General features: G+C 39.4%; 24 protein-coding genes. 3 read left to right on the plus strand and 21 right to left on the minus strand.

All coding sequences use genetic code 11. From position 1 onward, the window contains the following. Window positions 1-177: 177 nt before the first annotated feature. From sucD to ACIQVU_RS03105, 6 genes are all read right to left on the minus strand, one after another. Window positions 178-1,080, minus strand: a complete 903-nt coding sequence (gene sucD, locus ACIQVU_RS03080; RefSeq protein WP_340804721.1) for a succinate--CoA ligase subunit alpha — start codon at window positions 1,078-1,080, stop codon at window positions 178-180. Between the two features lie 17 nt (window positions 1,081-1,097). Beyond that, the gene (gene sucC / locus ACIQVU_RS03085) at window positions 1,098-2,258 is read right to left on the minus strand and encodes an ADP-forming succinate--CoA ligase subunit beta (protein WP_340804720.1); all 1,161 of its coding nucleotides are present in this window, start codon (window positions 2,256-2,258) and stop codon (window positions 1,098-1,100) included. 162 nt (window positions 2,259-2,420) lie between these two features. Continuing rightward, on the minus strand, window positions 2,421-2,723 hold the full coding sequence (locus ACIQVU_RS03090) for an EscU/YscU/HrcU family type III secretion system export apparatus switch protein (RefSeq protein ID WP_340804719.1): 303 nt from the start codon (window positions 2,721-2,723) through the stop codon (window positions 2,421-2,423). Beyond that, the gene (locus tag ACIQVU_RS03095) at window positions 2,720-4,609 is read right to left on the minus strand and encodes a hypothetical protein (RefSeq protein WP_340804718.1); all 1,890 of its coding nucleotides are present in this window, start codon (window positions 4,607-4,609) and stop codon (window positions 2,720-2,722) included. The genes ACIQVU_RS03090 and ACIQVU_RS03095 overlap by 4 nt, the downstream gene beginning before the upstream one ends. A gap of 4 nt (window positions 4,610-4,613) precedes the next feature. Next, a complete protein-coding gene (locus tag ACIQVU_RS03100) occupies window positions 4,614-5,369 on the minus strand; it encodes a ribonuclease HII (RefSeq protein WP_340804717.1) in 756 nt (251 codons plus the stop codon). A gap of 169 nt (window positions 5,370-5,538) precedes the next feature. Further along, window positions 5,539-6,522 carry a LacI family DNA-binding transcriptional regulator gene (locus tag ACIQVU_RS03105; RefSeq protein WP_340804716.1) on the minus strand — a complete coding sequence of 328 codons (984 nt, stop codon included), beginning with the start codon at window positions 6,520-6,522 and terminating at the stop codon, window positions 5,539-5,541. 268 nt (window positions 6,523-6,790) lie between these two features. Here ACIQVU_RS03105 and ACIQVU_RS03110 point away from each other — a divergent pair, with 268 nt between their 5' ends. The 3 genes from ACIQVU_RS03110 to ACIQVU_RS03120 are packed head-to-tail and all read left to right on the plus strand — an operon-like array spanning window position 6,791 to window position 10,482. Next, the gene (locus ACIQVU_RS03110; protein ID WP_340804715.1) at window positions 6,791-8,038 is read left to right on the plus strand and encodes an MFS transporter; all 1,248 of its coding nucleotides are present in this window, start codon (window positions 6,791-6,793) and stop codon (window positions 8,036-8,038) included. Window position 8,039: 1 nt separating this feature from the next. Beyond that, window positions 8,040-9,491, plus strand: coding sequence for a glycoside hydrolase family 32 protein (locus ACIQVU_RS03115; RefSeq protein ID WP_340804714.1), 1,452 nt, complete (start codon window positions 8,040-8,042; stop codon window positions 9,489-9,491). A 10-nt stretch (window positions 9,492-9,501) separates the two neighbouring features. Next, on the plus strand, window positions 9,502-10,482 hold the full coding sequence (locus tag ACIQVU_RS03120) for a carbohydrate kinase family protein (RefSeq protein ID WP_340804713.1): 981 nt from the start codon (window positions 9,502-9,504) through the stop codon (window positions 10,480-10,482). A 112-nt stretch (window positions 10,483-10,594) separates the two neighbouring features. Here the strand turns inward: ACIQVU_RS03120 and ylqF are convergent, their stop codons facing one another. The 15 genes from ylqF to fabD all read right to left on the minus strand — a co-directional run bounded on the left by ylqF (window position 10,595) and on the right by fabD (window position 24,730). Then, window positions 10,595-11,473, minus strand: a complete 879-nt coding sequence (gene ylqF, locus ACIQVU_RS03125) for a ribosome biogenesis GTPase YlqF (protein WP_402893813.1) — start codon at window positions 11,471-11,473, stop codon at window positions 10,595-10,597. Window positions 11,474-11,528: 55 nt separating this feature from the next. Continuing rightward, entirely contained in the window at window positions 11,529-12,092 is a 564-nt protein-coding gene (gene lepB, locus ACIQVU_RS03130; RefSeq protein ID WP_340804711.1) for a signal peptidase I, read from the minus strand. A gap of 105 nt (window positions 12,093-12,197) precedes the next feature. Continuing rightward, window positions 12,198-12,542 carry a 50S ribosomal protein L19 gene (gene rplS, locus ACIQVU_RS03135; RefSeq protein WP_053993902.1) on the minus strand — a complete coding sequence of 115 codons (345 nt, stop codon included), beginning with the start codon at window positions 12,540-12,542 and terminating at the stop codon, window positions 12,198-12,200. A gap of 118 nt (window positions 12,543-12,660) precedes the next feature. After that, on the minus strand, window positions 12,661-13,398 hold the full coding sequence (gene trmD / locus ACIQVU_RS03140; protein ID WP_340808535.1) for a tRNA (guanosine(37)-N1)-methyltransferase TrmD: 738 nt from the start codon (window positions 13,396-13,398) through the stop codon (window positions 12,661-12,663). Beyond that, window positions 13,398-13,913, minus strand: a complete 516-nt coding sequence (gene rimM, locus ACIQVU_RS03145) for a ribosome maturation factor RimM (RefSeq protein WP_340804710.1) — start codon at window positions 13,911-13,913, stop codon at window positions 13,398-13,400. Before rimM ends, trmD begins: the two co-directional genes overlap by 1 nt. A 173-nt stretch (window positions 13,914-14,086) precedes the next feature. Further along, entirely contained in the window at window positions 14,087-14,320 is a 234-nt protein-coding gene (locus tag ACIQVU_RS03150; RefSeq protein ID WP_053993900.1) for a KH domain-containing protein, read from the minus strand. Between the two features lie 15 nt (window positions 14,321-14,335). Next, a complete protein-coding gene (rpsP, locus tag ACIQVU_RS03155) occupies window positions 14,336-14,608 on the minus strand; it encodes a 30S ribosomal protein S16 (protein WP_004269411.1) in 273 nt (90 codons plus the stop codon). A 94-nt stretch (window positions 14,609-14,702) separates the two neighbouring features. After that, complete coding sequence (gene ffh / locus ACIQVU_RS03160; RefSeq protein ID WP_340804709.1) at window positions 14,703-16,061, minus strand: signal recognition particle protein; 1,359 nt, start codon at window positions 16,059-16,061, stop codon at window positions 14,703-14,705. 12 nt (window positions 16,062-16,073) lie between these two features. Next, the gene (locus ACIQVU_RS03165; protein WP_340804708.1) at window positions 16,074-16,409 is read right to left on the minus strand and encodes a putative DNA-binding protein; all 336 of its coding nucleotides are present in this window, start codon (window positions 16,407-16,409) and stop codon (window positions 16,074-16,076) included. Window positions 16,410-16,587: 178 nt separating this feature from the next. Beyond that, window positions 16,588-17,832, minus strand: a complete 1,245-nt coding sequence (gene ftsY, locus ACIQVU_RS03170) for a signal recognition particle-docking protein FtsY (protein WP_340804707.1) — start codon at window positions 17,830-17,832, stop codon at window positions 16,588-16,590. Continuing rightward, entirely contained in the window at window positions 17,829-21,410 is a 3,582-nt protein-coding gene (gene smc, locus ACIQVU_RS03175; protein WP_340804706.1) for a chromosome segregation protein SMC, read from the minus strand. Before smc ends, ftsY begins: the two co-directional genes overlap by 4 nt. 3 nt (window positions 21,411-21,413) lie before the next feature. Beyond that, window positions 21,414-22,178 (minus strand): ribonuclease III, encoded by a 765-nt coding sequence (gene rnc / locus ACIQVU_RS03180; protein WP_340808534.1) that lies wholly within the window; start codon window positions 22,176-22,178, stop codon window positions 21,414-21,416. Between the two features lie 564 nt (window positions 22,179-22,742). Beyond that, the gene (acpP, locus tag ACIQVU_RS03185; RefSeq protein ID WP_036124798.1) at window positions 22,743-22,979 is read right to left on the minus strand and encodes an acyl carrier protein; all 237 of its coding nucleotides are present in this window, start codon (window positions 22,977-22,979) and stop codon (window positions 22,743-22,745) included. Window positions 22,980-23,037: 58 nt separating this feature from the next. Next, window positions 23,038-23,784, minus strand: a complete 747-nt coding sequence (gene fabG / locus ACIQVU_RS03190) for a 3-oxoacyl-[acyl-carrier-protein] reductase (protein ID WP_340804705.1) — start codon at window positions 23,782-23,784, stop codon at window positions 23,038-23,040. Further along, window positions 23,777-24,730 carry an ACP S-malonyltransferase gene (gene fabD, locus ACIQVU_RS03195; RefSeq protein ID WP_340804704.1) on the minus strand — a complete coding sequence of 318 codons (954 nt, stop codon included), beginning with the start codon at window positions 24,728-24,730 and terminating at the stop codon, window positions 23,777-23,779. The genes fabG and fabD overlap by 8 nt, the downstream gene beginning before the upstream one ends. Between the last annotated feature and the right edge of the window lie 10 nt (window positions 24,731-24,740).

Genomic DNA, 24,740 nt, shown 5'->3' on the forward strand with positions numbered 1-24,740 from the left:
TTTATCTCGGTTCAGTGGACATTTACCCACTGTCTTCTATATAGGCATTTTAGATTATTTTCACAAGCTCTTGCTATACATATAGAAAAATAATCGTTATTTAGACTTAGCAGAAGTATGGTAAACAGTGTATAAATAATGAAAAAGATGCAGCAACAATGTGCTACATCTTCCATTTTAATGGGTTTTACATTTTTCGTATAGCCCTTTTTCTTTAATTACTTTAATCAATGTTTCACCAATAACAGAAGGTGTTTCGGCTACTTCAATGCCAGCTGCGTTCATTGCTTTAATTTTCTCTGCTGCTGTTCCTTTACCACCAGAGATAATCGCACCTGCGTGACCCATACGTTTTCCTGGAGGTGCAGTTTGTCCACCAATAAAGCCAACAACAGGTTTGGTCATATTGGCTTTAATCCATTCAGCCGCTTCTTCCTCAGCTGTTCCACCAATTTCACCAATCATCACAACAGCATATGTGTCTGGGTCATTATTAAATGCTTCAAGTGCATCGATAAAGTTTGTTCCATTAACAGGGTCTCCACCGATCCCTACAGCTGTTGTTTGACCGATTCCTGCCTGTGTTAATTGATGTACTGCTTCATATGTTAATGTACCAGAACGAGAAACTACTCCTACGTGGCCTTTTGTATGAATATAGCCAGGCATGATACCGATTTTACATTCATCGGCTGTAATAACACCTGGACAGTTTGGACCAACTAGGCGTGTCTTCTTACCTTCCATATAACGTTTTACCTTTACCATATCAAGAACAGGAATATGCTCTGTAATACAGATTGTTAATTCTAATTCTGCATCAACAGCCTCTAAAATAGCGTCTGCCGCAAATGGTGCAGGTACATAAATAACTGAAGTTGTTGCACCTGTTGCTGCTACAGCCTCTGACACTGTATTGAAAACAGGAACTCCTTCGACTTCAAGTCCACCTTTACCTGGTGTTACACCTGCTACAATTTTTGTACCATACTCAAGCATTTGCTTTGTATGGAAAAGAGCTGTTTCGCCCGTAATCCCTTGTACAATTACCTTTGTATCTTTGTTAATAAATACAGCCATTGTTCTCCCTGCCTTCCTTAGCCTACTAGTTCCACAATTTTTTGTGCACCGTCAGCCATTGAATCCGCTGCAACGATGTTTAAACCAGATGCATTTAAAATTTCTTTTCCAAGCTCTACATTTGTACCTTCTAAGCGTACAACTAATGGCACAGCTAAACCGATTTCTTTAGCAGCTGTTACAACACCTTCAGCAATAATATTACACTTCATAATACCGCCAAAAATATTAACAAAAATGCCTTTTACATGTGGATCGGAAAGGATAATTTTGAAAGCCTCTGTTACTTTTTCAGCTGTTGCACCGCCCCCTACATCTAGGAAGTTAGCAGGGCTTCCGCCATAGTAGCTAATCGTGTCCATTGTTGCCATTGCAAGTCCAGCACCATTAACCATACAACCGATGTTACCGTCTAATGAAATATAGCTTAAATCATATTTCGATGCTTCAATTTCTTTTGGGTCTTCTTCATCGAAATCGCGTAATTCGACAATATCCTTATGTCGATATAATGCATTGGCATCAAAATTAAATTTAGCATCTAGTGCCATTACATCGCCTTGTCCAGTGACAACAAGTGGGTTAATTTCCACAATTGATGCATCTTTATCAACAAATGCTTGATATAGACCTAACATTAATTTAACAGCTTTCCCCACAAGGTTTGCTGGAATATTCATATTAAATGCCATACGACGTGCTTGGAAACCAGTTAATCCAATAACAGGGTCGATTACTTCTTTGAAGATTTTTTCTGGGCTTTGTTCTGCCACTTCTTCAATATCCATACCGCCTTCTTCAGAACCCATCATTGTAACGCGAGATGTCGCACGGTCTAATACTAGGCTTAAATAGTATTCCTTTTGGATATCTGAACCTTCTTCAATATATAAGCGTTTTACTTCTTTTCCTTCAGGACCTGTTTGATGAGTCACTAAAATTTTTCCTAATAACTCTTTTGCGTAAGTGCGGACTTCGTCAAGGTTTTTAGCGATTTTTACGCCACCTGCTTTGCCGCGTCCACCCGCATGAATTTGCGCCTTGACCACTGTTACATTTGAGCCAAGTTCCTTCGCTACTTTCACTGCTTCATCAGGGGAAAAAGCAACTTTTCCGTTTGGTACTGCAACACCATATTTTCTCAGAATCTCTTTCCCTTGATATTCATGGATATTCATAATACATCCTCCCATCAAACATTTACATAAAATTGTTTTACTAACATAGACTATTCTAACGAAAGATTCTGATAAAGTCTACACTTTGTCTTTTGTTCGAATTTTCTCTATTATTATGACGTTTTCTTCTATTTCTTGTATTAATACAGTTCGTGGAAATAATCAGAATAATTCGTTTTTTCTATATTTTTTTGCATGCTGCTGATCTAAACGATAAATAAATGCAAAAACCTCTGCCACGGCTTGATATAATTCTTCAGGAATCGACTCATTCAAATCTAATTGACCAAGTAGCTGTACAAGGTTAGGATCCTCATAAATCGGCACATTATGCTCATTTGCGCGTGCCAAAATATTCTCAGCAATCTTTCCTTTTCCTTTTGCTACTACAACAGGACTCTCAACTTGCCCCATTTTATAAGTAAGTGCAATTGCCTCTTTTCGTGTAAATTTTCCCTCGCTCATACGCGAATATCCACCCCACTTTGTTCCTCTCTCTGTTCTACTACAGGGCTGATTTTATCACTTTGTGACTTGTCAAATGGCTTTAGAAAAACACCTGATAGCTGATAATTTTTTTCTGCTAGGCCTATTTTTAAGGCTGCCTTTAATGGTTCTGCAAGCAATTGCATATCTGTATGTTCGTTAAAGACCGTTACAGTAACCACTCGATTTTGCACTTGCATATCAATAACGGTTTCTTTCATTGATTCCATTTGTAAATAAAATAAAACACGTGCATAGTCGGCATCAATTTTACCATCATCCTTCATCCGTCCATTCCACTGTAATGTGGCATCCATTTTCTTCCCAAAGAATTCAAGTGGTACTTGCATAATTAGCTGATGTTGATGTCCATTTTCACCCGAGGATAGCTGCATGCCGTTCATTCGTGTCATCAGCATTTCTGCTGCTTCCTTTAATGACGGTGTAAGCGTTGCTTCCTGTAATAATGTATGGAGCTGTGGCTTTAGCTGATGGGCAACCATTTGTAAATCTGCTGACTTGTTATTAAGTGTTGCCTCATAGCTAATACCTAAATTTTTTAAAACAGTTTTTAGCGCATGTTCCATTGCCTTACTATCCATCGAACTTTGGACAAGTGCATCCGCTTGTGTCATCAGTTGTTGAACCATTGGCTGTGGGGATTCCATACTACTTTTAACAAGATTGCGCATTAGTGCCTCATTTTGCAATGGGGAGGCTGCCTCTTGTCTGATAAGCGATAATAAATGATCTTTACTTGAAAGTGCACTTGCATCTTGCGTAAATAACCGATCAGCCGTATTTTGAGCAAATGCTTTTAATAATTGCTCCTGCATCTGTTTTGCAAAAACCTCTACTGTTTGCTTTGTTGCAGGTAACTGACTAAAACGATCGATTAATTGATGGACCTGCTCCTTTTGCTTAGTTGTTAAAAAGCTTTGATTTGCTGTCCATGCTTTAAGCTGGTCAATAAGCTGACTAGCATTTTCAGGCTTTGTTGCAAGTATCGTTTGAATAACATGACCAGCCTGCTGCATTGGCTGTGTTGCTTTTGGGTCATTAATTGCCGCCCAATTTTGCAATGTAGCCTGCTGCGGAACAATGCCTGCTTCCTTTAATATCATTAAGGCTTGCATCTTGTCGCTGGTAGTGGCGGCATTATTTGTTAAGCTCTGGATAGCTCTAGCTAAAATAACACTGCCCGTTTCAACCTCAAAGGGCTTGGCAATCGCTTGCACCTGCTGCATTAAATTTTGCCTAAGTGCCTCAGGTAAAGCCGTGTCCTTTGCTAAAAGCTGTGCAAAATTATCCATCGTTGTCGTCATACCAGAAGTTTTTTGACCGCTCATCAGCGCTTGAAAAATAGCATTGGTCATTGGCATTTTCAACTCCACCATTTTTTGAATCACCTGCAATGCATCCGCTTTCGAAACCCCTTCTGGCAATGCCTTTAGCCACGTTTCAGCCTGTACTAGCTGATCTTTAGAAATGGGTAGCTGTGCCTTCATAAAATGCCCCAGCAATTGCTGCATCTCTGTTGTTTTAGGTAGGTTCATAGATTCTAATAATTGGCTAATTTGCTGGCTTGGAGAGGTAGTTTGTGCCATTGAACCAGTGACAACCTTTAATTCCGTTTGTGGGTTTGTACCTGTTACTTGAAAGAAATGAGCATCTCCAGCCTTTAAAGGAACCTCAAGCTTCGCTATTAATTTTTGATTGCCCACTTGTACCTCTGCCATTTGGTCTGGATATAATTGCTTAATGGTACCGTGAAATACTTGTCCTTGCTTTAATGCAAGCGGCTGATTTGTTGCTGTTATCGCATTTTGCTGTGTTTGAATCGGATTAAACGATGTAGATGTCATGCCCTCACCTCTTTAACATAGATTTTATCGGCTCAAAGCTTGTTCGATGGTGAATTGTTGGTCCATACTTAGCAAGTGCCTCTAAATGCTGCTTCGTGCCATAGCCTGCATGCTGCTCAAATCCATATTGAGGAAACTCCTGTGCCAGCTCCTCCATATAATGATCACGTGCCGTTTTCGCTAAAATCGAAGCAGCTGCAATGGCTAAGCTTTGTGCATCCCCTTTAATAATAGAGCGCTGCGGTATAGGAATAGGCAGTGTCATCGCATCTGCTATTACAAAATTAGGCTTTATATGTAGCCCCTCTACACTTGCAGCCATCGACTGCTTTGTCGCTTCATATATATTGAGTTCATCAATTTTTGTAGCATTTAGAAAGTGAATACTATAGCTAAGCGCATGCTCTTTCACTAAAATACTCATGCGTTCTCTTGTGTCCCTTGATAACTGTTTTGAATCATTTAAGCCAAGCAATGCCTGACAGTTTTCAGGTAAAATAACAGCAGCAGTCACAACAGGGCCTGCCAATGGACCACGACCAGCCTCATCTACCCCCGCTACAAGCTGACCAAACTGTGCATCAAAGGCAATTTTCGCATCATGTTGTTGTTGTAATTGCTGCTGTTTATTCATGCGTTTAATAAATTGCTGCCATGCTTTTTGTACACCTGCACGGCTATCTTGCTGTAGCGCCTCCATCCATGACTCATATGTTGTAGCAGCCTTTAACGCTACTGTAATTTCTTTAATTGTTTGCATATCCTATAACCTCATCTCTACTACGTATATCGGCTTGTTTATTTTATTATAAAATAAAATAAAGGGCTTGTAAGGAAATACATTCCCTGCAAGCCCTTGCTATTGTATTTGCATCATGTGCACTAATCAGATAAAGTTATTTACAATTGCATGACTTTCACATGCGTGTTTATGTTGTTGTACCTTCAATTAATTGCACAGGCAAGCAAATATCTTTTGCTGTTTCCTCATAATTTCCTTCAATTTCCTTCAATAAAACCTCTACAGCCTTTTGCGCGATTAATTCAATCGGCTGGCGTATCGTTGTTAAACTCGGCAACAATGCTTGGCACGTTTCCGTACCATCATAACCAATAACTTTTAAATTTGTTGGAATATGTTTGCCATACTTCGGTGCTTCGGTGATAACAGTAGCAGCAATTAAATCATCACTCGCAAAAATACCATCTACTTCTGGATGCTCTTGAAAAAGTTGTGCAATGACTTTTTGCTGTTCATGACGATTCAATGCACTAGCTATTTCATATGTAATGGCTGTTCGTCCATGCTCCTGCATCACTGCCTCGTAGCCTTTACGCCTTAAATTGGCAGGGGTTTCAAGCTTTAAAGGACCATTAATATGGAGAATATGCTGACACCCTTTTGCCAGTAGCAATTTTGCAGCTTGTACACCACCAGCGTAATTATCTGAGGAAACAACTGGTATTGTTGGGGATAAATAATGGTCGATTGTTACAATAGGTAAATGCTGCTCATGTCCATTGACTAAGCCGCGATTATATGTCACAGCAATCACACCATCTACTTGATTACGCATCAGCATTGCCCAGTAATTTTTCTCTTTATCTGCTCTATTTAAGCTATTACAAAGCAACACTTTATAATTTAATGAAGCACAGATGCTTTCAATATGAAAAATGAGCTCTCCAAAAAATGGATTGCTCGTTTGTGGCACAATAACGCCTATCAAATAGGTCCGTTTATTAAATAACGAACGAGCGACATCATTTGGAAAATAGTTCACCTTTTCCATGGCACGTTGCACACTATCTCTCGTTTCTTGACTAATATAGCCACGGTTATTTAAGACACGAGAAACCGTTGTTGGTGATACACCTGCTACCTTTGCCACATCACTAATTGTCGGTTTCATATAGCCTCTCCTTTCAATGCCGTTTTACTTACACAAATATCCTTCTATTATAGATGAATTGATCTCGTATTAACAGGCTATAAACCCCTATTTATGTTTCTGTTAGTAGCAGCATCTTTATTCATCTAACATCTCTCACTGATTGCAATTTTACTTTATATGATCGACATATGAAACCGGTTGACATAAAATATTTTTTGCAAGCGATTACAATATTTATAAAAAAACAAATTGTTATAATACTCTATTATTTGAAAGGGTGTACACTATGCAAACAGCTAACAACCTTTACTGGAAACTCAGTGCTTATTTTTTCTTTTTCTTCTTCACTTGGTCATCTAGTTACTCATTATTTTCAATTTGGTTAGGGCAAGAAATTAATTTAAGCGGTTCAGCAACAGGGATTATCTTTTCTGCAAACGCCATTTTCGCTTTATGTATGCAGCCTCTTTATGGCTATATTTCAGATAAAATTGGTTTAAAGAAAAATATTTTGTTCTTTATTAGCATTCTACTTGTATTCGTTGGACCTTTTTATATTTTCGTTTATGGACCTTTACTGCAATACAATGTTTTTCTTGGTGCAATTGTCGGTGGACTTTATTTAGGGATGGCATTTCTAGCAGGAATTGGTGCAATCGAATCTTATATTGAAAAGGTTGGGCGCAAATATGGCTTTGAATATGGGAAATCAAGAATGTGGGGTTCGCTAGGATGGGCAGCAGCTACATTTTTTGCAGGGCAATTATTCAACATCAACCCAAATATCAACTTTTGGATTGCGAGTGTGTCAGCGATTATTTTAGTTGGCATTATTCTCTCCATCAAAATTGAAATGACACATGATGAAATTGAAAAAGCCGAATCCATTACATTGAAGGATGTAGGCAATCTCTTTAAACTAAAGGATTTTTGGTTCTTAATGATGTATGTAATCGGTGTTACATGTGTTTATAGTGTCTATGACCAACAGTTCCCGATTTACTACTCATCATTATTCTCTAGTGAAGCATTAGGCAATCAAGTCTTTGGCTACTTAAATTCTTTCCAAGTATTTTTAGAAGCTGGTATGATGTTTGCTGCACCATTTATTGTCAATAAATTAGGTGCGAAAAAAAGCTTATTATTAGCAGGCTTTTTAATGGCATTTCGTATTATCGGCTCTGGTATAGTGGACGGGCCAATTGGTATTTCAAGTATGAAGCTAATTCATGCCTTTGAATTACCAATTATGTTAATTGCTATTTTTAAATATCTAGCGGCTAATTTCGATACACGTTTATCATCTATCCTGTATTTAGTAGGGTTCCAATTCGCTACTCAAATTGGTGCATCCATTCTATCACCAATTGCAGGTACACTTTATGATCATGTTGGATTCCGTAACACGTATTTAATTATGGGTGTAGTTGTCTTGATTTTTAGTGTCATTTCTATTTTCACATTATTAAATACGAAACCAACTATAAAAAAATCAGAACCAGCAGAACCACAACCAACTTTAGGAGGGCTTTGACATGAAAACATTACAGCAAGCACAGGAAGCACAACAATCAGCCGCACAAAAAATCAATCATCGTTATCGTTTAGGCTATCATATTATGGCTCCTGCTCAATGGATTAATGACCCAAATGGACTGATCCAATATCAAGGAGAATATCATGCCTTTTATCAGCACCACCCATATGATGAAAACTGGGGACCGATGCACTGGGGGCATGTCAAAAGTAAGGATCTTGTCTACTGGGAGCATCTCCCTATCGCACTGACTCCCGGCAATGATTATGATAAGGATGGCTGTTTTTCTGGTAGTGCTGTCGATGACAATGGGCAGCTAACATTAATTTATACAGGACATATCTATATTGATAAGGAACAAGATACTTTTTATCAAACGCAAAATATCGCCGTTAGTCAGGATGGTGTGACCTTTACAAAAGTGACAGAAAATGCTGTAATTCCAGAGCCTCCTGCTGACAGCGCGCATCATTTTCGCGATCCAAAGGTATGGAAGCACGAAGATACTTGGTATATGATTCTAGGCAACGCCACAAAAGATATGGTAGGGCGTGTTATTTTGTATCGCTCTGCTGATTTACGTCAGTGGGAGTATGTAGGTGTCCTTGCACAAAGTGATGGTAGCTTAGGTTTTATGTGGGAATGTCCAGATTTCTTTGAGCTAGATGGCAAGCATATTCTATTAATTTCTCCTCAAGGAATAGAAAAGCAGGGCGACTTATACAATAATCTTTTCCAAACAGGTTACTTAATAGGCGATTATCAATATGATACAAATAGCTTTACAGAAACATCACCTTTTACAGAGCTAGATAATGGACATGATTTCTATGCCGCCCAAACATTTTTAGATGATCAAGGTCGCCGCATTGTAATCGGCTGGATGGATATGTGGGAGTCTGACATGCCAACAAAGGCAGATGGCTGGTGTGGTGCATTAACATTACCGCGTGTACTAACATTAAGTGACGACCATAAATTGCGTATGCATCCTGTAGAGGAATTAAAAGCATTGCGCAATGCTGAGTATCAAGTCTTACAAAACCAAACATTAGCAACAAATTATTTAGTTTCAACAAATCAAGAATTGTTAGAAATTAAGGCAGTATTCGACATCCGTCATGAACAGCCTGTTAGCTTAAAGCTTCGTGGTATTCATGCAGAGGAAACCTTGTTAACATATGATTATAAAACGCAAAAATTACTATTGGATTGCTCCAAATCTGGGAAAGCAGAAGACGGTATTCGTACAGCGATGCTTCATGCAGACAATGAACTGATTTTACATCTCTTTGTTGACCGTTCCTCTATCGAAGTATTTGCAGGTAATGGCGAAGCAACAATGACAAGCCGCATCTACCCGACTGAGGAGCGCTTAGGTATTGAAGTAGCTGCTGGGGCAAACGTTAAAGAACTCACATATTGGACATTAAACGATATTTGGAAATAAGGTGACATGATTGAAAAAGATTTTTTGTATTGGTGAGGCATTAATTGATTTTATTCCTCTTGAAAAAGCTCAGCCTTTAAAAGATGTAACGAGCTTTGAGCGTGTAGCCGGTGGTGCACCGATGAATGTGGCAATTGCTGTGGCAAAATACGATGGGCATGCTGTTATGCTTACAAAGCTTGCAAATGACAGCTTCGGTGATTATTTATTCAATATTCTCCAAACAAACGGTGTTGATACATCTCGTATTATTCGCTGTGAGGAAGGTGAAACAGGTCTAGCCTTTGTTTCTGTGACGGCATCAGGAGAACGTGATTTTAGCTTCTATCGTAAGAATGCAGCAGATTTACTACTTGCCCCTGAGGATGTACAACCAACATGGTTTGAGCAAGGTGATTTACTACATTTTTGTTCTGTCGATTTAGTGGAAAGCCCAATGAAGCAGACGCATAAAAAAGTAATTGAAGATATACGTGCAGTAGGCGGTATTATCAGCTTTGACCCAAATGTACGCCTCCCTCTTTGGCCGAACAAAGAGCTGTGCCGTCAAACAATTTTAGATTTTTTACCAACTGCCGATATTGTCAAAATATCAGACGAGGAGCTTTACTTTATTACAAATATTGAAGATGAAGCAGAGGCAATTCGCTCACTCTTTGTCGGTCATGTGCAAGTCGTTATCTATACAAAAGGCGCAAATGGCGCTGCTATTTATTTAAAAACTGGTGAAGTCTTTGAAGGGGCTGGCTTTCAAGTAATAGTTGCAGATACAACAGGTGCAGGTGATGCTTTTATTGGTGGTTTTTTAGCCGAGTTACTGTCGCTTGATGTTTCACAAGAGCTGCTATGTACAATTATACGCAATCATCAGCAGCAGCTATTAACATTCGCCAATGCAAGTGGTGCATTAACTGCTTCAGTAAAGGGAGCAATCCATGCCGCACCAGGCAGAAAGCATGTGTTATCGTTTATTGATGCACAGCAATCTTAAATAAACCCCAGCGTAGTCTTGTTAATACGCACAACAAACACCCGCTATCCTTGTTTTATTGGATAGCGGGCTGTTTTAGCATCTTAACAGCTTTACAGTTACCATATACAAATTATTGCTCTGATAATGCCTCTTTTTCTAGCTGTTCATTCACAAAATCAAATGTTAGCTTTCCTAATTGCAACCCACGAATATCTCGCACAATTAGTTGCGCGACTTGGTCATAATCAATTTCTCCGCCTGCTCCAAAGACACGGCGCAGCTTGCCAATATGGTCAAAAGTTTCTACTAAATCTTCCTGGAGGAACTCAAAGCCATAACGCTCCTCCATACGTTTTGGATAATGAATAGATAAGAAGCGCAAGCCGTAAACTGCTAAATCCTCCATATTGGTAATGGTATCTTTAATAGCGCCTGTTAAGGCTAATTTATAGCCTACTTCTTGATCCTCAAATTTCGGCCATAAAATTCCTGGTGTATCCAATAATTCTAGCTCTTTTCCGACCTTAATCCATTGCTGTGCTTTTGTAACACCTGGCGTATTGCCTGTTTTCGCAATGTTCTTTTTCGCTAAGCGATTAATAAGGGTGGATTTACCAACATTCGGTATACCAACAATCATTGCACGAATGGCTCTTGGCTTCATCCCCTTCGCTTTCATACGGTCGAACTTTTCTTTTAAAATTTCTTGTGCTGCTTTCGTGACTTGCTGTAAGCCCTTGCCTTCAAGTGAATTAATCGCTACCGCTTTATGTCCATGCTGTGCAAAATACTCTACCCATTTACGTGTTTCATGCTCATCAGCCATATCAGCTTTATTTAAAATTAATAAACGAGGCTTTTGATGAATCACCTCATCAATCATTGGATTACGAGAAGATAGAGGTAAACGTGCATCAATTAATTCAAATATAATATCAACAAGCTTTAATTTTTCCGTTACTTCACGTCTGGCCTTTGCCATATGCCCTGGAAACCATTGTATCGTCACATTCATACCTCCTAAACTAACAGAAAAAGGGAGTGATTGCGCTCCCTTTCTTGTATTACTTTACAATTTTTATGTCACTAAACGGCCAGAAAATCAAACTAGTGTTACCGATAATTTCCTTTTGTTCAACAAGACCAATATGGCGACTATCTTTACTATTTCGACGATTATCCCCCATAACAAAAACATACCCTTCAGGAATCGTATCTAAGGAAACATCAATATCCTTTAAAGTAAAATCTTCTGTTAAGGTTCCCCCAGTCACTTGTGCTTTATAGGCATCTAAATAGGGTTCATCTATCGGCTCACCATTAATATACAATTGGTCATCTCTATATTCTAACGTATCCCCTGGCAATCCAATAACACGCTTTATGTAATTCTTTTGCTCAGGTGCATGAAAGACTACGATATCGAAGCGTTTTGGCTCACCTATTTTATAACCAATTTTGTTGACAATCATACGATCGCCATCTTCAAGGGTTGGCATCATAGACTCTCCATCAACCGCAATCGGTGTAAATAAAAAATATCGAATAATTGCTGCAATCGCAAATGCAATTAATAGTGCCTTTGTCCATTCCCATAACTCATTTTTTTCTTTTACTTGTTTTTCCATCGAGCACTGCCCCCTTGTCTATCACTATTTTAGATGATAGTAAATTAAGATGACAAGCAAAAAGAAAAGGGACTTGTGTACAAGCCCCTCCCTTTTAAACCATAATTATCGAATTTCTTTAATACGAGCAGCTTTACCACGTAGGTTACGTAGGTAGTAAAGTTTAGCACGACGTACTTTACCACGACGTACAACTTCTAAGTTAGCGATTTTTGGTGTGTGTACAGGGAATGTACGCTCAACACCTACACCGTAAGAAATTTTACGAACTGTGAAAGTTTCGCTAATTCCGCCACCACGACGTTTAATTACGACACCTTCGAAAACTTGGATACGCTCACGAGTACCCTCTACAACTTTCACGTGTACCTTAACAGTATCACCAGGACGGAAAGTTGGTAGATCAGTGCGAAGCTGAGATTTTGTAATTTCTGCAATAATGTTTGACATTGTGTTTTCTCTCCTTAGACAGATGCTCTTGCACGCAATTTATGCCACAGCGGAACACCGTAATTCAGCACTTCACATAGAAGTACAGATTAGATGTTATCATAAATAAAGCAAGCAATCAAGCATCTTTATTGTTGTTTTTTAATTTTTCTAGATATAAATTTTGCTTGTCTGTTAATGGGTAATGCTCTAAAAGGTCAGGTCGGCGCTCAAATGTTCTTTGCAGTGATTGCTCCTCGCGCCATTGTGCAATTTTAGCATGATTGCCTGATAATAAAACATCAGGCACTTTCATCCCTCGAAATTCTGCTGGTCGTGTATAATGAGGATGCTCTAGCAAGCCTGTTGAAAAGGAATCCTGTATGTGTGAATCCTCCTGACCTAATACGCCTGGTAGTAGCCGTACTACGCTATCAATAACCGTCATTGCTCCTAGCTCTCCACCCGTTAAAACAAAATCTCCAATGGAAATCTCGTCTGTGACAAGATGCTGGCGAATGCGCTCATCATAGCCTTCATAATGACCACATAAAAAGACTAGTTCTTTTTCTTGCGCCAGTTCCTCTGCTTTTTTTTGTGTAAAGCGTTCACCTTGAGGACACATTAAAATAATACGTGGTTGTTTGCCAGCTGTAATTGCCTCAACAGCCTGAAACATCGGCTCAGGCTTTAATACCATACCTGCGCCGCCACCATATGGATAATCGTCAACTTGATGATGCTTGTTCCCTGAAAACGCACGTATATCTGTTACCTCTAGCTTTACAGCACCCTTTTCCTGTGCCTTTTTTAAGATAGATGCCCCAAAGACACCTGAGAACATCTCAGGAAACAAACTTAAAACATGAATATTCATCATAATAAACCTTCCATCACATGGATAACAATTTTCTTATCCTCCACATCGATATCTTTTACGATATCTTCTATATAAGGGATGTAATGCTCTTTTTTTGAGCCTTTCACTACCCAGACATCATTTGCTCCCGTTTGAAGAATATCAGCTACAATACCAATTGTTGCACCTTCCTCAGAAACTACTGTACAGCCGATGATCTCATGGAAGAAATATTCGTTTTCTTCAAGTAAATCATCTGTCATTTGATCCTTTGTGATTTTTAACATACCTTCTTTAAATGGCTCGACAAGGTTAATATTGTTCATGCCTTCAAATGTTAATAAAATAAAGTTTTTATGACGGCGTACAGCTTCAATTGTTACCCATGTTGGCTTTTTATCGTCTTTTTTAAAGGCAGCGAGTTTATTACCCACCGCAAAGCGCTCTTCTTCAAAGTCTGTTGTCGATAAAACACGCACTTCACCACGAATGCCGTGTGTATTGACAATACGCCCTACATTAAACCATTCCATTCAACTATCACCTCAATTAAAACGTACTCCTATGCTAAAAAGAGGAAGGAACCAACAAGCTCCCTCCTCCTTCGTCCAGATTTTATACATGCCATACAAGTCCGCTCCAACTATCTAACAATAGCTATTTGAACGTTTCAAAACTTGTGCTAAACATGACAAAATCTTTTCTATTAATCCAATATATCGACGTAGGTCTTCTTTTGATGGTGACTACCTGCCGCTGAATAAACAATTGTACGAATTGCTTTCGCTACTCGCCCTTGCTTGCCTATGACTTTCCCTCGATCCTCTGGATGAACAAAAAGTTTATAAACAATTCGATTTGCATTTTCATCCGTTTCAATACGAACTTCCTGTGGATAATCGACTAGTGGTAAAACGATTGCTTCAATCAGCTGCTTCAAAGACGTCGCCCCCGATTATTTACTGAATTTTTGGTTATGGAATTTTTCCATGATACCTTGTTCTGAGAACAGGTTACGCACTGTATCTGATGGTTTTGCACCGTCAGCTAACCATTTAAGAGCTTTCTCTTCATCAATGTTTACAGTAGCTGGTTGAGTTAGTGGGTTGTAAGTACCTACTGTTTCAATTTGACGACCATCACGTGGTGAACGAGCGTCTGCAACTACGATACGATAGAAAGGAGATTTTTTAGCTCCCATACGTTTTAAGCGAATTTTAACTGCCATTTTAATAGCACCTCCGAATAAGTTTCACACAAGATAGTATATTATCAATGTTTAGGTTGTTTGTAAAGTGTTTTTTCTTAACACCTATAAATTATTATTTAAACAATGAATCAAGGCCTGGTAATTTCATTTTTTTCTTTCCTTTGCCACTCGCCATACCAGTCATTTGCTTCATCATTTTTTTCATATCATCAAATTGCTTAAGTAAACGATTAACCTCTTGAATAGACGTTCCTGAGCCTTTTGCAATACGCTTTTTACGGCTACCATTAATAATCTCTGGGTTGGTCTTTTCAGCAGGCGTCATTGAATAGATAATGGCTTCTACACGACCCATTTGCTTGTCATCTACTTTTACATTATCTAAGCCTTTTATTTTGTTAGCGCCTGGAAGCATTTTTAAAATTTCATCTAATGGGCCCATTTTTTTTACTTGCTGTAATTGCTCTACAAAATCATCAAATGTAAAGGTTTGGGATTTGAATTTTTCTTCAAGTTCCTTCGCCTTTGCCTCATCCACATTTGCTTGTGCTTTTTCAATAAGTGATAGCACATCACCCATGCCAAGAATACGTGATGCCATACGCTCTGGATGGAATGGCTCAAGCGCATCCATTTTTTCGCCCATTCCGACAAACTTAATTGGTTTCTCTGTAACGGAACGAATGGAGAGTGCTGCACCACCACGTGTATCGCCATCAAGCTTTGTTAACACGACCCCTGTAATACCGATTGCTTCATTAAAGCTCTCTGCTACATTGACAGCATCCTGACCTGTCATTGCATCGACCACAAGGAATACTTCATCTGGTTCTTTTAATGCACGAATATCTTTTAATTCCTGCATTAAGTCCTCATCTATATGCAGACGACCCGCTGTATCAATAATCACGACATCATGATGCTCTTCTTTCGCTTTCTCCATTGCCTGCCGTGCGATTTCCACAGGGGATATATCAGTGCCTAACGAAAAAACAGGTAAAGATAACTGTTTCCCTAACGTCTGTAATTGTTGAACAGCTGCTGGGCGATAAACGTCAGCGGCAACTAGTAATGGTTTACGATTATATTTTTTTCGTAAAATATTCGCCAGTTTACCTGTAGTTGTTGTTTTCCCTGCACCTTGCAGCCCAACCATCATAATAACAGTTGGCGGCTTTGTATTAAATTTAATGGGGCTTTGTTCGCCACCCATTAATGCTGTTAATTCATCCTGTACAATTTTAATGACTTGCTGACCTGGTGTTAAGCTTTGCATAACATCTACACCAACAGCACGCTCACTCACCTTTTTTACGAATTCTTTGACTACTTTTAAGTTAACATCCGCCTCAATTAAAGCAAATCGGACTTCTCGCATCATTTCTTTTACATCTTGCTCTGATACTTTCCCTTTGCCTTTAATCTTTTGGATCGTTCCTTGGAGTCGTTCCGCTAATCCTTCAAAAGCCATTGCCTTCGCCTCCTAATCCCATTCTTTCAACTGTTCAATAAGCGCTAGCTGCTCTTCCATTGTCATACTTTGTTTCGTAATCCCCTCTGTTAGCTGTGCAAGCATTTGGGTACGTTGTTGAAATTTTTCAAGTAAACATAATTTTTCTTCATATTCCTCAAGCATCGCCTCTGTTCGACGAATATTATCGTAAACAGCTTGACGTGAAACTCCATAGGATTCAGCAATTTCTCCTAGTGAATTATCATCTAAATAATAGAGCTCCATATAACTTCTTTGCTTATCTGTTAATAATGCTTGATAAAAGTCGAAGAGAAAGTTCATGCGTGTTGTTTTTTCAAGTAGCATCGAATATTTCTCCTCCCGCTATTAGTCATTTGTATCATAACGAAAAGCGCCCATCTGTGTCAAGGTAATCTCCTTGTCTAAAAGTCTTCATTGTAGCGTACCGTCCGCTAGTATTTCCTCTTTCAACAAGGTCATTCACCTTTCCTACAGCCCAAGCGCTTTATCGCAGTTATGACAATTAATCTTCGCTATTTTGTAGCTCTTTATCTAAACCCTCTGCAAATAAACCATAAACATAGCGTTCTGCATCAAATGGCTGTAAATCATCCATTTTCTCACCTAGACCAACAAATTTTACTGGAATATGCAGCTTGTGACGAATTGCCAGTACAATACCGCCCTTAGCTGTACCATCCAGCTTCGTTAATACAATCCCTGTTACATTTGTTGCTTCTTTAAATGTTTGTGCTTGTACAAGTGCATTCTGGCCTGTCGTTGCGTCTAATGCTAATAAGACCTCATGTGGTGCATTTGGAATTTCTCGTGAAATAACACGATGCACCTTTTCAAGCTCGTTCATTAAGTTTACTTTATTTTGCAAGCGTCCAGCCGTATCACAAATTAACACATCTGCTTTTCTATTTTTGGCTGCACGAATCGCATCATACATCACAGCTGCTGGGTCAGAGCCCTCTGATTGTTTAATAACCTCGCAGTCAACTCGATCTCCCCATACTTGCAATTGATCAATCGCACCCGCACGGAATGTATCACCTGCTGCTAACACAACCGTTTTCCCTTGAGATTTTAGACGATGAGCAAGCTTGCCAATTGTTGTTGTTTTCCCAACACCATTTACACCAACAAATAATATAACTGTTAGCTCACCATCAGGCTGCATATTTAGCTCAATTAAATCGTCCTCACCTTGCTCATAAATTTCGACAAGCTTCTCAGAAATAACAGCTTGAATGCCATTTGTATCTTTTATATTTTTACGTTGAACCTCAAAGCGTAATTTATCCATCAGTTCCATCACTGTTTCAAAGCCAACATCTGCTTGTAATAATAAATCCTCTAATTCCTCAAAGAAGTCCTCATCGACTTTACGATAGCGTGCAACAAGGTCATTGACTTTAGATGTAAAGGAATTACGAGTTTTTTCAAGCCCTGCCTTGAATTTTTGAGTAATAGACCAAGCAGAAGGCTTTTTCTCTTCCACTGGCTCCTCCTCAATAACCGCTAGCTCCTGTACTTCCTGCTGCTCCTCCACAACAGCCTGAGGTTCCTCTTCCTGCTCATTGTCGATTACTGGCAACACTGCGTCAGGTGCTTCCACCGTTTCCACTTCAATCGTAGCAGGCTCACTAGACTCTGCCTGCTCTTGCTGTTCGGCATCCTGCTCAAGCTCTTGCTCTTGCAGTTTTTCTTCCTCTGCTGGATTGCCTATTAATTTATCTTTTAAACGTTTAAAAAAACTCATCCTTGTTTGCTCCTTTGCTCCGCAAGTACGGGTTCATCTTCTAATTTGACTGATACCAGCTTGGATACACCTGATTCCTGCATTGTTATACCATACAGAACATCGGCTCCCTCCATTGTTCCTTTACGATGTGTAATAACAATAAATTGTGTATCACGGCTAAATTTTTTCAAATATTGGCTATAACGAACAACATTTGCTTCATCCAACGCTGCCTCCACCTCATCGAGAATACAAAATGGAACAGGGCGTATATTTAAAATCGAGAACAATAAAGCAATAGCTGTTAGTGCACGTTCACCACCAGAAAGCAGGCTTAAATTTTGCAGCTTTTTCCCTGGTGGCTGTGCAACAATTTCAATACCTGTTTCTAGTAAATTTTGTGGGTCTATTAATACTAAATCGGCTTGCCCGCCACCAAATAATTCACGGAATACCTGTTTAAACTGCTCACGAATCGCATAAAACGTTTCACTAAAGCGCAATGTCATTTCTTCATCCATTTCTTTAATCGCTTCATGTAATGTTTCCTGTGCAGCAAGTAAATCCTCACGCTGTTCTGTTAAGAAGGTATGACGCTCAAGCACTCGTTCATATTCCTCAATCGCACTAATATTAACAGGGCCTAGCTCTTCAATTGATTTTTTAAGCAGCTTTACACGTCGGCGTACATGCTCCTCATCCTCAATCATAAGAGCCTCTGCCTCTGCATCCTCGATTGTGAGCTGATAATTTTCCTCAAGCTGCTCTTGGAAATTATCCATTTCAAATTCTAAACGACTTCGTTTCAACTCATTGGCACGTATTGCTTCAAGGTATCCTTTATGAATACGTTGCACTTCCTTCAACTGCTCCTCTAATGTTGCAAGCTCCTGCTGTTGCTTTGCTTTGTCTTCTTTTTTCTGAGAAATCGTTGCTTGAAGCGTATCTCTTGTTGCCTTCCATTGTACAACCTGCTCGTCAATTTCTTCATCACTTAAATGATTTGTCGATGCATCAGATTGAAGCCATGCTATTTCCTGAGAAATATTTTCGACTTTTTGTTGTGCTTTGTTTAATTGCAGTGCTATCTCTGCTGTTGCAATTTGCACCTGTGACATTTGTTCCTGCATAACAGCTAATTGTGAACGCTTTTCAGCTAGCTGCTCACGTAGTACATCTTTCTCCGTTTCACTTTGCAGTTTGACCTTTGTTAATTGCTCTACTGTTCGATTAATGTCAGCAAGCTCGGCTGCAAGTGCGTGTAATCGCTCTGTTGCTATTTGTTTTTGTGTTAGCAATGCTTCTTCACGCGTTTTTACATCCTGCGTTTCAGTTGAGGCAAAGGATACACGCGCTGATAAGCTTTTTTCAATTGCCTCAAGCTCACGAATACGCCCAGCCTGCTCCATTTCAGCTTTTCGTAGTTGCTCGCTCTCAAGCTTTAGTTGCTCTACCTGCTCTCTCAATGTTGCAAGCTTTTCCTTCTCTGCCGCAACAGCCTGTTCAGCACTGTAAATGGAATTCTGTAACGACTCTAGCTTAACAATTAAATCATCTAGCTCAGCTTTTCTTGAGAAAAGGGAAGATTGCTGTTTGCTTGCACCTCCTGTTAGTGAACCACCTGCATTGACAATATCCCCATCAAGTGTCACAACTCGGTAACGGAACCCACATAATCTGGCAATTTGGCTAGCTCCTTCTAAATTTGCTGCTACAATAACATTACCTAAAAGGTTTTCAACAATTGTTCGATTAGCCTCATTAAATGTTACAAGGGCATCTGCCATTTGAATAAACGCTGGATGCTCTGTTGCCAGTTGGATGGTTGCTATATTAATTTTGCGTGACTTCATAACCGTCTTTGGTAAAAAAGTAGCTCGCCCAGCCCTTTTTTGCTTTAACCAATGGATCGCCTGCTGTGCATGACGTTCATTCGTTGTCACAATATGCTGAGAGGCTGCACCTAATGCGGTTTCAATAGCTTGTGAAAACTTTCCCTCCACTTGGATTAACTCAGCAACAGCGCCTTCAATACCTTGTAATTCACCTTTATCACGTGCCAGTAAGACTTCTTTGACACCTTGGAAAAAGCCTGAAAAATCTGCCTCCAGCTCAGCAAGTGTATCCTTTCGAGCCTTGAGCTGCTGTTGATGCTGATATGCCTTATAAAGCATATCTTGCTTATCAGTAAAGCTAGCATTACTATCTTTTAATTGTAGTTGTAAGGCATCATGCTGTTCGAGTTTTTCCTGTAGGTTGTTCACTGTTGTTGTATAAGTAGCGACTAACTTATCTTTTTCAGCAATAATTTGCATAAGCTCCTGCCCAATTTCATCTGTTTGGTCAGACATTCGCGCTGCCATTGCCTTATGCTGTGTTAACTGCTGATCAATATTTTTTAATTCATTTTTAATGGTTGCTTCTTCATTTAATGAATCAATATAACGATTTTTATAGTCTTCAATTTCTTGTTCAATTTCTGTTACTGAGCGATTTAATGATTGCTCTAGCTGCTTAATGCTTTGCTTAAGCGTTAAAACTGCTTGCTGCTTTTCAGAGAATTGCTCCTTTTTATCCTGCTCTTGCACAAGCAGTGTTTCTACCTCTGCCTTTGCCTCTTGTAAGGCTCCTTGCAGCTGCTGTAGTTGATTGGAGGCATTTTGCCGCTTTTCAGCCATTAATGCCTTGCGTCCATCCCAGCGCTCTACCTCCATTGTTGCAGCAACAAGCTCAGCCTGTGCAGTATCCAAATACGTATCAAGTTCTGTTAATAGCTTACGGATATTTGTTGTCTGCTTATCAATAGCTGCAATATTTTGTGCTTGTTTCTGTTCTGTAGCAGACAGCTCTGTAAATTCAGCTTTCAGTGCATGCAAAGATTGTGCACAATTGTTAAAATCATGCACAAGAATCGCAATATCAAAATCTTTTAACTCGGTAGACATTTGTACATAGTCTTTTGCATTAGATGCCTGCATTTCAAGCGGCTCTAATCGGTTGTCTAATTCATGGAGAATGTCTAATACTCGATACAAATTTTCATCTGTTTCAACAAGCTTATGCTCTGCCTTCTTTTTTCTTATTTTATACTTTAATACGCCAGCTGCCTCTTCAAAAATAGCACGTCGGTCATCAGGTCGGCTATTTAAAATTTCATCGACACGGCCTTGTGAAATAATTGAAAATGCTTCTTTGCCAAGTCCTGAATCCATAAACAAGTCCGTAATATCCTTCAGGCGACACTGTTGGTTATTTAATAAATATTCACTATCACCTGAACGGTATACGCGTCTTGTTACACTGACTTCTGTATAAGAAAAAGCAAGTTGCTCGTCTGTATTATCTAATACAAGTGTTACCTCTGCAAAATTAAGTGGCTTACGAGAGTCACTTCCCGCAAAAATAACATCTTCCATTTTTGCTCCACGTAACGACTTTGCCGATTGCTCCCCAAGTACCCAACGAATCGCATCAGTGACATTACTTTTACCACTGCCATTTGGTCCGACAACTGCTGTAACACCAGGTACAAAATCAATGCCAATGCGCTCTGCAAAAGATTTAAAGCCAATCATTTCTAGTCGTTTTAGGAACATCTATTAAGCCTCCTCTTTTGCCGCTTCTTCACGCATTGTTTGCATGGCACTTTGTGCGGCTTGCTGTTCGGCTTCTTTTTTGGACTTTCCACGACCAACGCCTAATTCTTGTCCATTTAATAATACACTGGATACAAATGTACGGTTATGAGCTGGTCCTTTTTCATCAATAATCTCATAATGTAGCAGTCCATTATTGGTTTGCTGTACCATTTCTTGCAATTGACTTTTAAAATCCATCACATGCGAAAAAGCACCAACTTCTACTTTCGGGAACACAATACGTTCTAAAAATGCTACAACTGTTTGTAAACCTTGATCTAAATACAATGCACCTACAAATGATTCAAACACATCTGCAAGCAATGCTGGGCGCTCTCGTCCACCTGTAAGCTCTTCACCTTTTCCAAGTAAAACAAAGCGTCCAAATCCTAATTCATTTGCAAAAATAACAAGTGATGGCTCACAAACAATGGATGCTCGTAATTTTGTTAACTCACCTTCACTCATATTCGGGTATTTCTCAAAAAGATATTTAGAAACAGACAGTTCAAGTACCGCGTCCCCTAAAAACTCAAGACGCTCATTATCCGTAAATAACTTACGGCGATGCTCATTCACATAGGATGAATGTGTGAATGCTTGATACAATAAACTTTTATTAATAAATGTGATATTTAATTCATGCTGTAATAGCTCGAATTGTTTGCGTACTTTTTCAGGAAGTACGCCAGATTTCTGCATAGTTCCTTTTCTTTTCATAGCCATTGAACAATCTGCCTTCCTAATAGTTTCTACCGTTTTTAGTGTACCTTTTTCAGGGCGTTTATGCAAAAGTATTTCGGCTAAAATCCAATGTTTTGGCAATTTTTCCGAAAATTGATCTTATTTCAGCTAATTCTTTTCGTATCGAAAGCGAAGCGACAAATTTTTTTGTGCGAAAGCAAGGCGGTAGCAGCAGATACAGAAGACCCCTTTCTCTGCTGGGAGAGGATAAACGTTTTTTATCTCGGCTCTGCTTAGTGGGTGTCTATACGCCCGCTGAACTAAGATAAAAATCCGAATACATTATTTATCTGCCTATATAAATAAACAATGTTCAAGCTGAAACGTAATTGATTTTCAATATAAAAAAGGGACGTCAATAGATCAAAAATGATCCATTTCGTCCCCTTTAAATACATCTTCATTCATTGAATCTGCTTCTTCTATCAAGTAAAAGCAGAAAAATAATTTCTACTTTATTCAAGCTACCATAAAACCATTACATCATTACGATGACCATCAAATGAATAGAGGCGATATCATTCACTAAATAAAGTTTTAACGAAATTAGTTTAATTTACTTTCGATGTATGAAATAGCAGAACCTACTGTTGAGATTTTTTCAGCATCTTCATCAGAAATTTCCATATCGAATTCGTCTTCAAGCTCCATTACAAGCTCTACTACGTCTAATGAGTCAGCACCTAAATCATCACGGAAAGAAGCTTCAAGCGTTACTTCGCTTTCTTCAACACCTAAACGGTCCACGATTACTTTTGTTACACGTTCTAATACTGTAGACAATTGATTCACCTCCCCTCAAATGATTATACAAAAAATCAGCGTTTATGCCTAATTGAAATTACATCACCATACCGCCATCAATATGAAGCGTTTGTCCTGTCATATAGTTAGCGTCATCCGATGCAAGGAATACAACAGCCTTTGCAATATCCTCTGGCTGGCCAAGCTTCGCAAGTGGGATCTGTGTCAGCATCCCTTGCTTAATATCCTCTGGTAGCTGATCTGTCATTTCTGTTTCAATAAAGCCTGGGGCAATCGCATTGACTAAAATATTACGAGAAGCTAATTCTTTTGCAGTCGTTTTTGTTAGTCCAATAACGCCTGCCTTAGCCGCTACATAGTTTGCTTGTCCTGCATTACCAGCTACACCTACAATCGATGAAATATTAATAATACGTCCTGCACGCTGCTTCATCATTTGACGTGTCACCGCTTTTGTACAAAGGAATACACCTTTTAAGTTTGTATCCATGACATCATCCCATTCGTCTTCCTTCATACGCATAAGCAGGTTATCTCTTGTAATACCCGCATTATTGACTAAAATATCAAGAGAGCCGAATGTTTTAACAGCTGTATCCATTAATGCTGTTACTTCTTCTGTCTGTGCTACACTAGCTTGTACAGCAATAGCTTCACCGCCATTTGCTTGAATCGTTGCTACAACTTCTTCCGCCTTTGCTTGTGAGCCACTATAATTGACCACAACCTTTGCACCTTCATCCGCAAGCTTTAAGGCAATCGCACGCCCAATACCACGTGAAGCTCCTGTCACGACAGCTACTTTTCCCTCTAATTTACGCATTAATTGACCACTCCTTTGACGCTTCTACAACCGCTTGTAATGATGCTTCATCATAAACACAATATGCAGCAACAGAGCGATCGATTTTTTTCAATAAGCCTGTTAATACTTTACCTGGCCCACATTCAATAAAGACATCCACACCTTGCGCAATCATTTCACGCATAGATGCTTCCCATTGCACCGCACTATATACTTGTTCCACAAGCTCACGCTGAATAGCAGGCACATCCTGTAATTCCTTCGCCTCAACATTTCCAATCACAGGAATTTGCGGAGCGGATAGCGTAATATGTGCCAACGCTTCCTGTAGCTTTTCTGATGATGGGCGCATAAGCTCTGAATGGAATGGACCACTAACAACTAAAGGTATTGCTCGCTTTGCCCCTGCTTCCTTCGCAGCAATTGATGCCTTGTCAACACCAGCTTTTGTACCTGAAATAACGATTTGTCCAGGGCAGTTAACATTGGCAACCTGTACGGCATCACCTTCCGCTGAAACCTGCGCTGTTACGTTATGTAATGCTTCAAGCTCCATACCTAAAATAGCTGCCATTGCCCCTTGTCCAGCAGGTACCGCTTCATTCATATATAGCCCACGTTTATGCACAATTGATACAGCATCATCAAATGACAGTACACCTGCTATCACTAGTGCACCATATTCCCCAAGTGAATGCCCTGCTGCATAATGAGGCTGAATACCTGCTGCACGTAGCTTCTCTGCCACCATCACACCTGTAGTCAGCAAGGCTGGCTGTGCATGATACGTTAATGTTAGCTCCTCAGCAGGTCCCTCTAACATTAGCTTCGATAGCTCAAAGTGCAATGCTTGATCTGCACGCTCATAAAACGCTTTGCTCTCTGCTGCATTATCAACAAACTCTTGCCCCATACCGACTACTTGAGAGCCTTGTCCTGGAAAAATAAAAGCTATTTTCGTCATGTAAATAATC

The sequence above is a fragment of the Lysinibacillus sp. NPDC098008 genome (assembly GCF_044760715.1).
In the GTDB taxonomy this organism is placed as follows: Bacteria; Bacillota; Bacilli; order Bacillales_A; family Planococcaceae; genus Lysinibacillus.

What these genes read in the sequence shown, in the direction of transcription:
- sucD (WP_340804721.1), bottom strand. Translation starts at nt 1,080, where the DNA reads ATGGCTGTATTTATTAACAAAGATACAAAGGTAATTGTACAAGGGATT.
- sucC (WP_340804720.1), bottom strand. Translation starts at nt 2,258, where the DNA reads ATGAATATCCATGAATATCAAGGGAAAGAGATTCTGAGAAAATATGGT.
- ACIQVU_RS03090 (WP_340804719.1), bottom strand. Translation starts at nt 2,723, where the DNA reads ATGAGCGAGGGAAAATTTACACGAAAAGAGGCAATTGCACTTACTTAT.
- ACIQVU_RS03095 (WP_340804718.1), bottom strand. Translation starts at nt 4,609, where the DNA reads ATGACATCTACATCGTTTAATCCGATTCAAACACAGCAAAATGCGATA.
- ACIQVU_RS03100 (WP_340804717.1), bottom strand. Translation starts at nt 5,369, where the DNA reads ATGCAAACAATTAAAGAAATTACAGTAGCGTTAAAGGCTGCTACAACA.
- ACIQVU_RS03105 (WP_340804716.1), bottom strand. Translation starts at nt 6,522, where the DNA reads ATGAAACCGACAATTAGTGATGTGGCAAAGGTAGCAGGTGTATCACCA.
- ACIQVU_RS03110 (WP_340804715.1), top strand. Translation starts at nt 6,791, where the DNA reads ATGCAAACAGCTAACAACCTTTACTGGAAACTCAGTGCTTATTTTTTC.
- ACIQVU_RS03115 (WP_340804714.1), top strand. Translation starts at nt 8,040, where the DNA reads ATGAAAACATTACAGCAAGCACAGGAAGCACAACAATCAGCCGCACAA.
- lepB (WP_340804711.1), bottom strand. Translation starts at nt 12,092, where the DNA reads ATGGAAAAACAAGTAAAAGAAAAAAATGAGTTATGGGAATGGACAAAG.
- rplS (WP_053993902.1), bottom strand. Translation starts at nt 12,542, where the DNA reads ATGTCAAACATTATTGCAGAAATTACAAAATCTCAGCTTCGCACTGAT.
- trmD (WP_340808535.1), bottom strand. Translation starts at nt 13,398, where the DNA reads ATGAATATTCATGTTTTAAGTTTGTTTCCTGAGATGTTCTCAGGTGTC.
- rimM (WP_340804710.1), bottom strand. Translation starts at nt 13,913, where the DNA reads ATGGAATGGTTTAATGTAGGGCGTATTGTCAATACACACGGCATTCGT.
- rpsP (WP_004269411.1), bottom strand. Translation starts at nt 14,608, where the DNA reads ATGGCAGTTAAAATTCGCTTAAAACGTATGGGAGCTAAAAAATCTCCT.
- ffh (WP_340804709.1), bottom strand. Translation starts at nt 16,061, where the DNA reads ATGGCTTTTGAAGGATTAGCGGAACGACTCCAAGGAACGATCCAAAAG.
- ACIQVU_RS03165 (WP_340804708.1), bottom strand. Translation starts at nt 16,409, where the DNA reads ATGCTACTTGAAAAAACAACACGCATGAACTTTCTCTTCGACTTTTAT.
- ftsY (WP_340804707.1), bottom strand. Translation starts at nt 17,832, where the DNA reads ATGAGTTTTTTTAAACGTTTAAAAGATAAATTAATAGGCAATCCAGCA.
- smc (WP_340804706.1), bottom strand. Translation starts at nt 21,410, where the DNA reads ATGTTCCTAAAACGACTAGAAATGATTGGCTTTAAATCTTTTGCAGAG.
- rnc (WP_340808534.1), bottom strand. Translation starts at nt 22,178, where the DNA reads ATGGCTATGAAAAGAAAAGGAACTATGCAGAAATCTGGCGTACTTCCT.
- fabG (WP_340804705.1), bottom strand. Translation starts at nt 23,784, where the DNA reads ATGCGTAAATTAGAGGGAAAAGTAGCTGTCGTGACAGGAGCTTCACGT.
- fabD (WP_340804704.1), bottom strand. Translation starts at nt 24,730, where the DNA reads ATGACGAAAATAGCTTTTATTTTTCCAGGACAAGGCTCTCAAGTAGTC.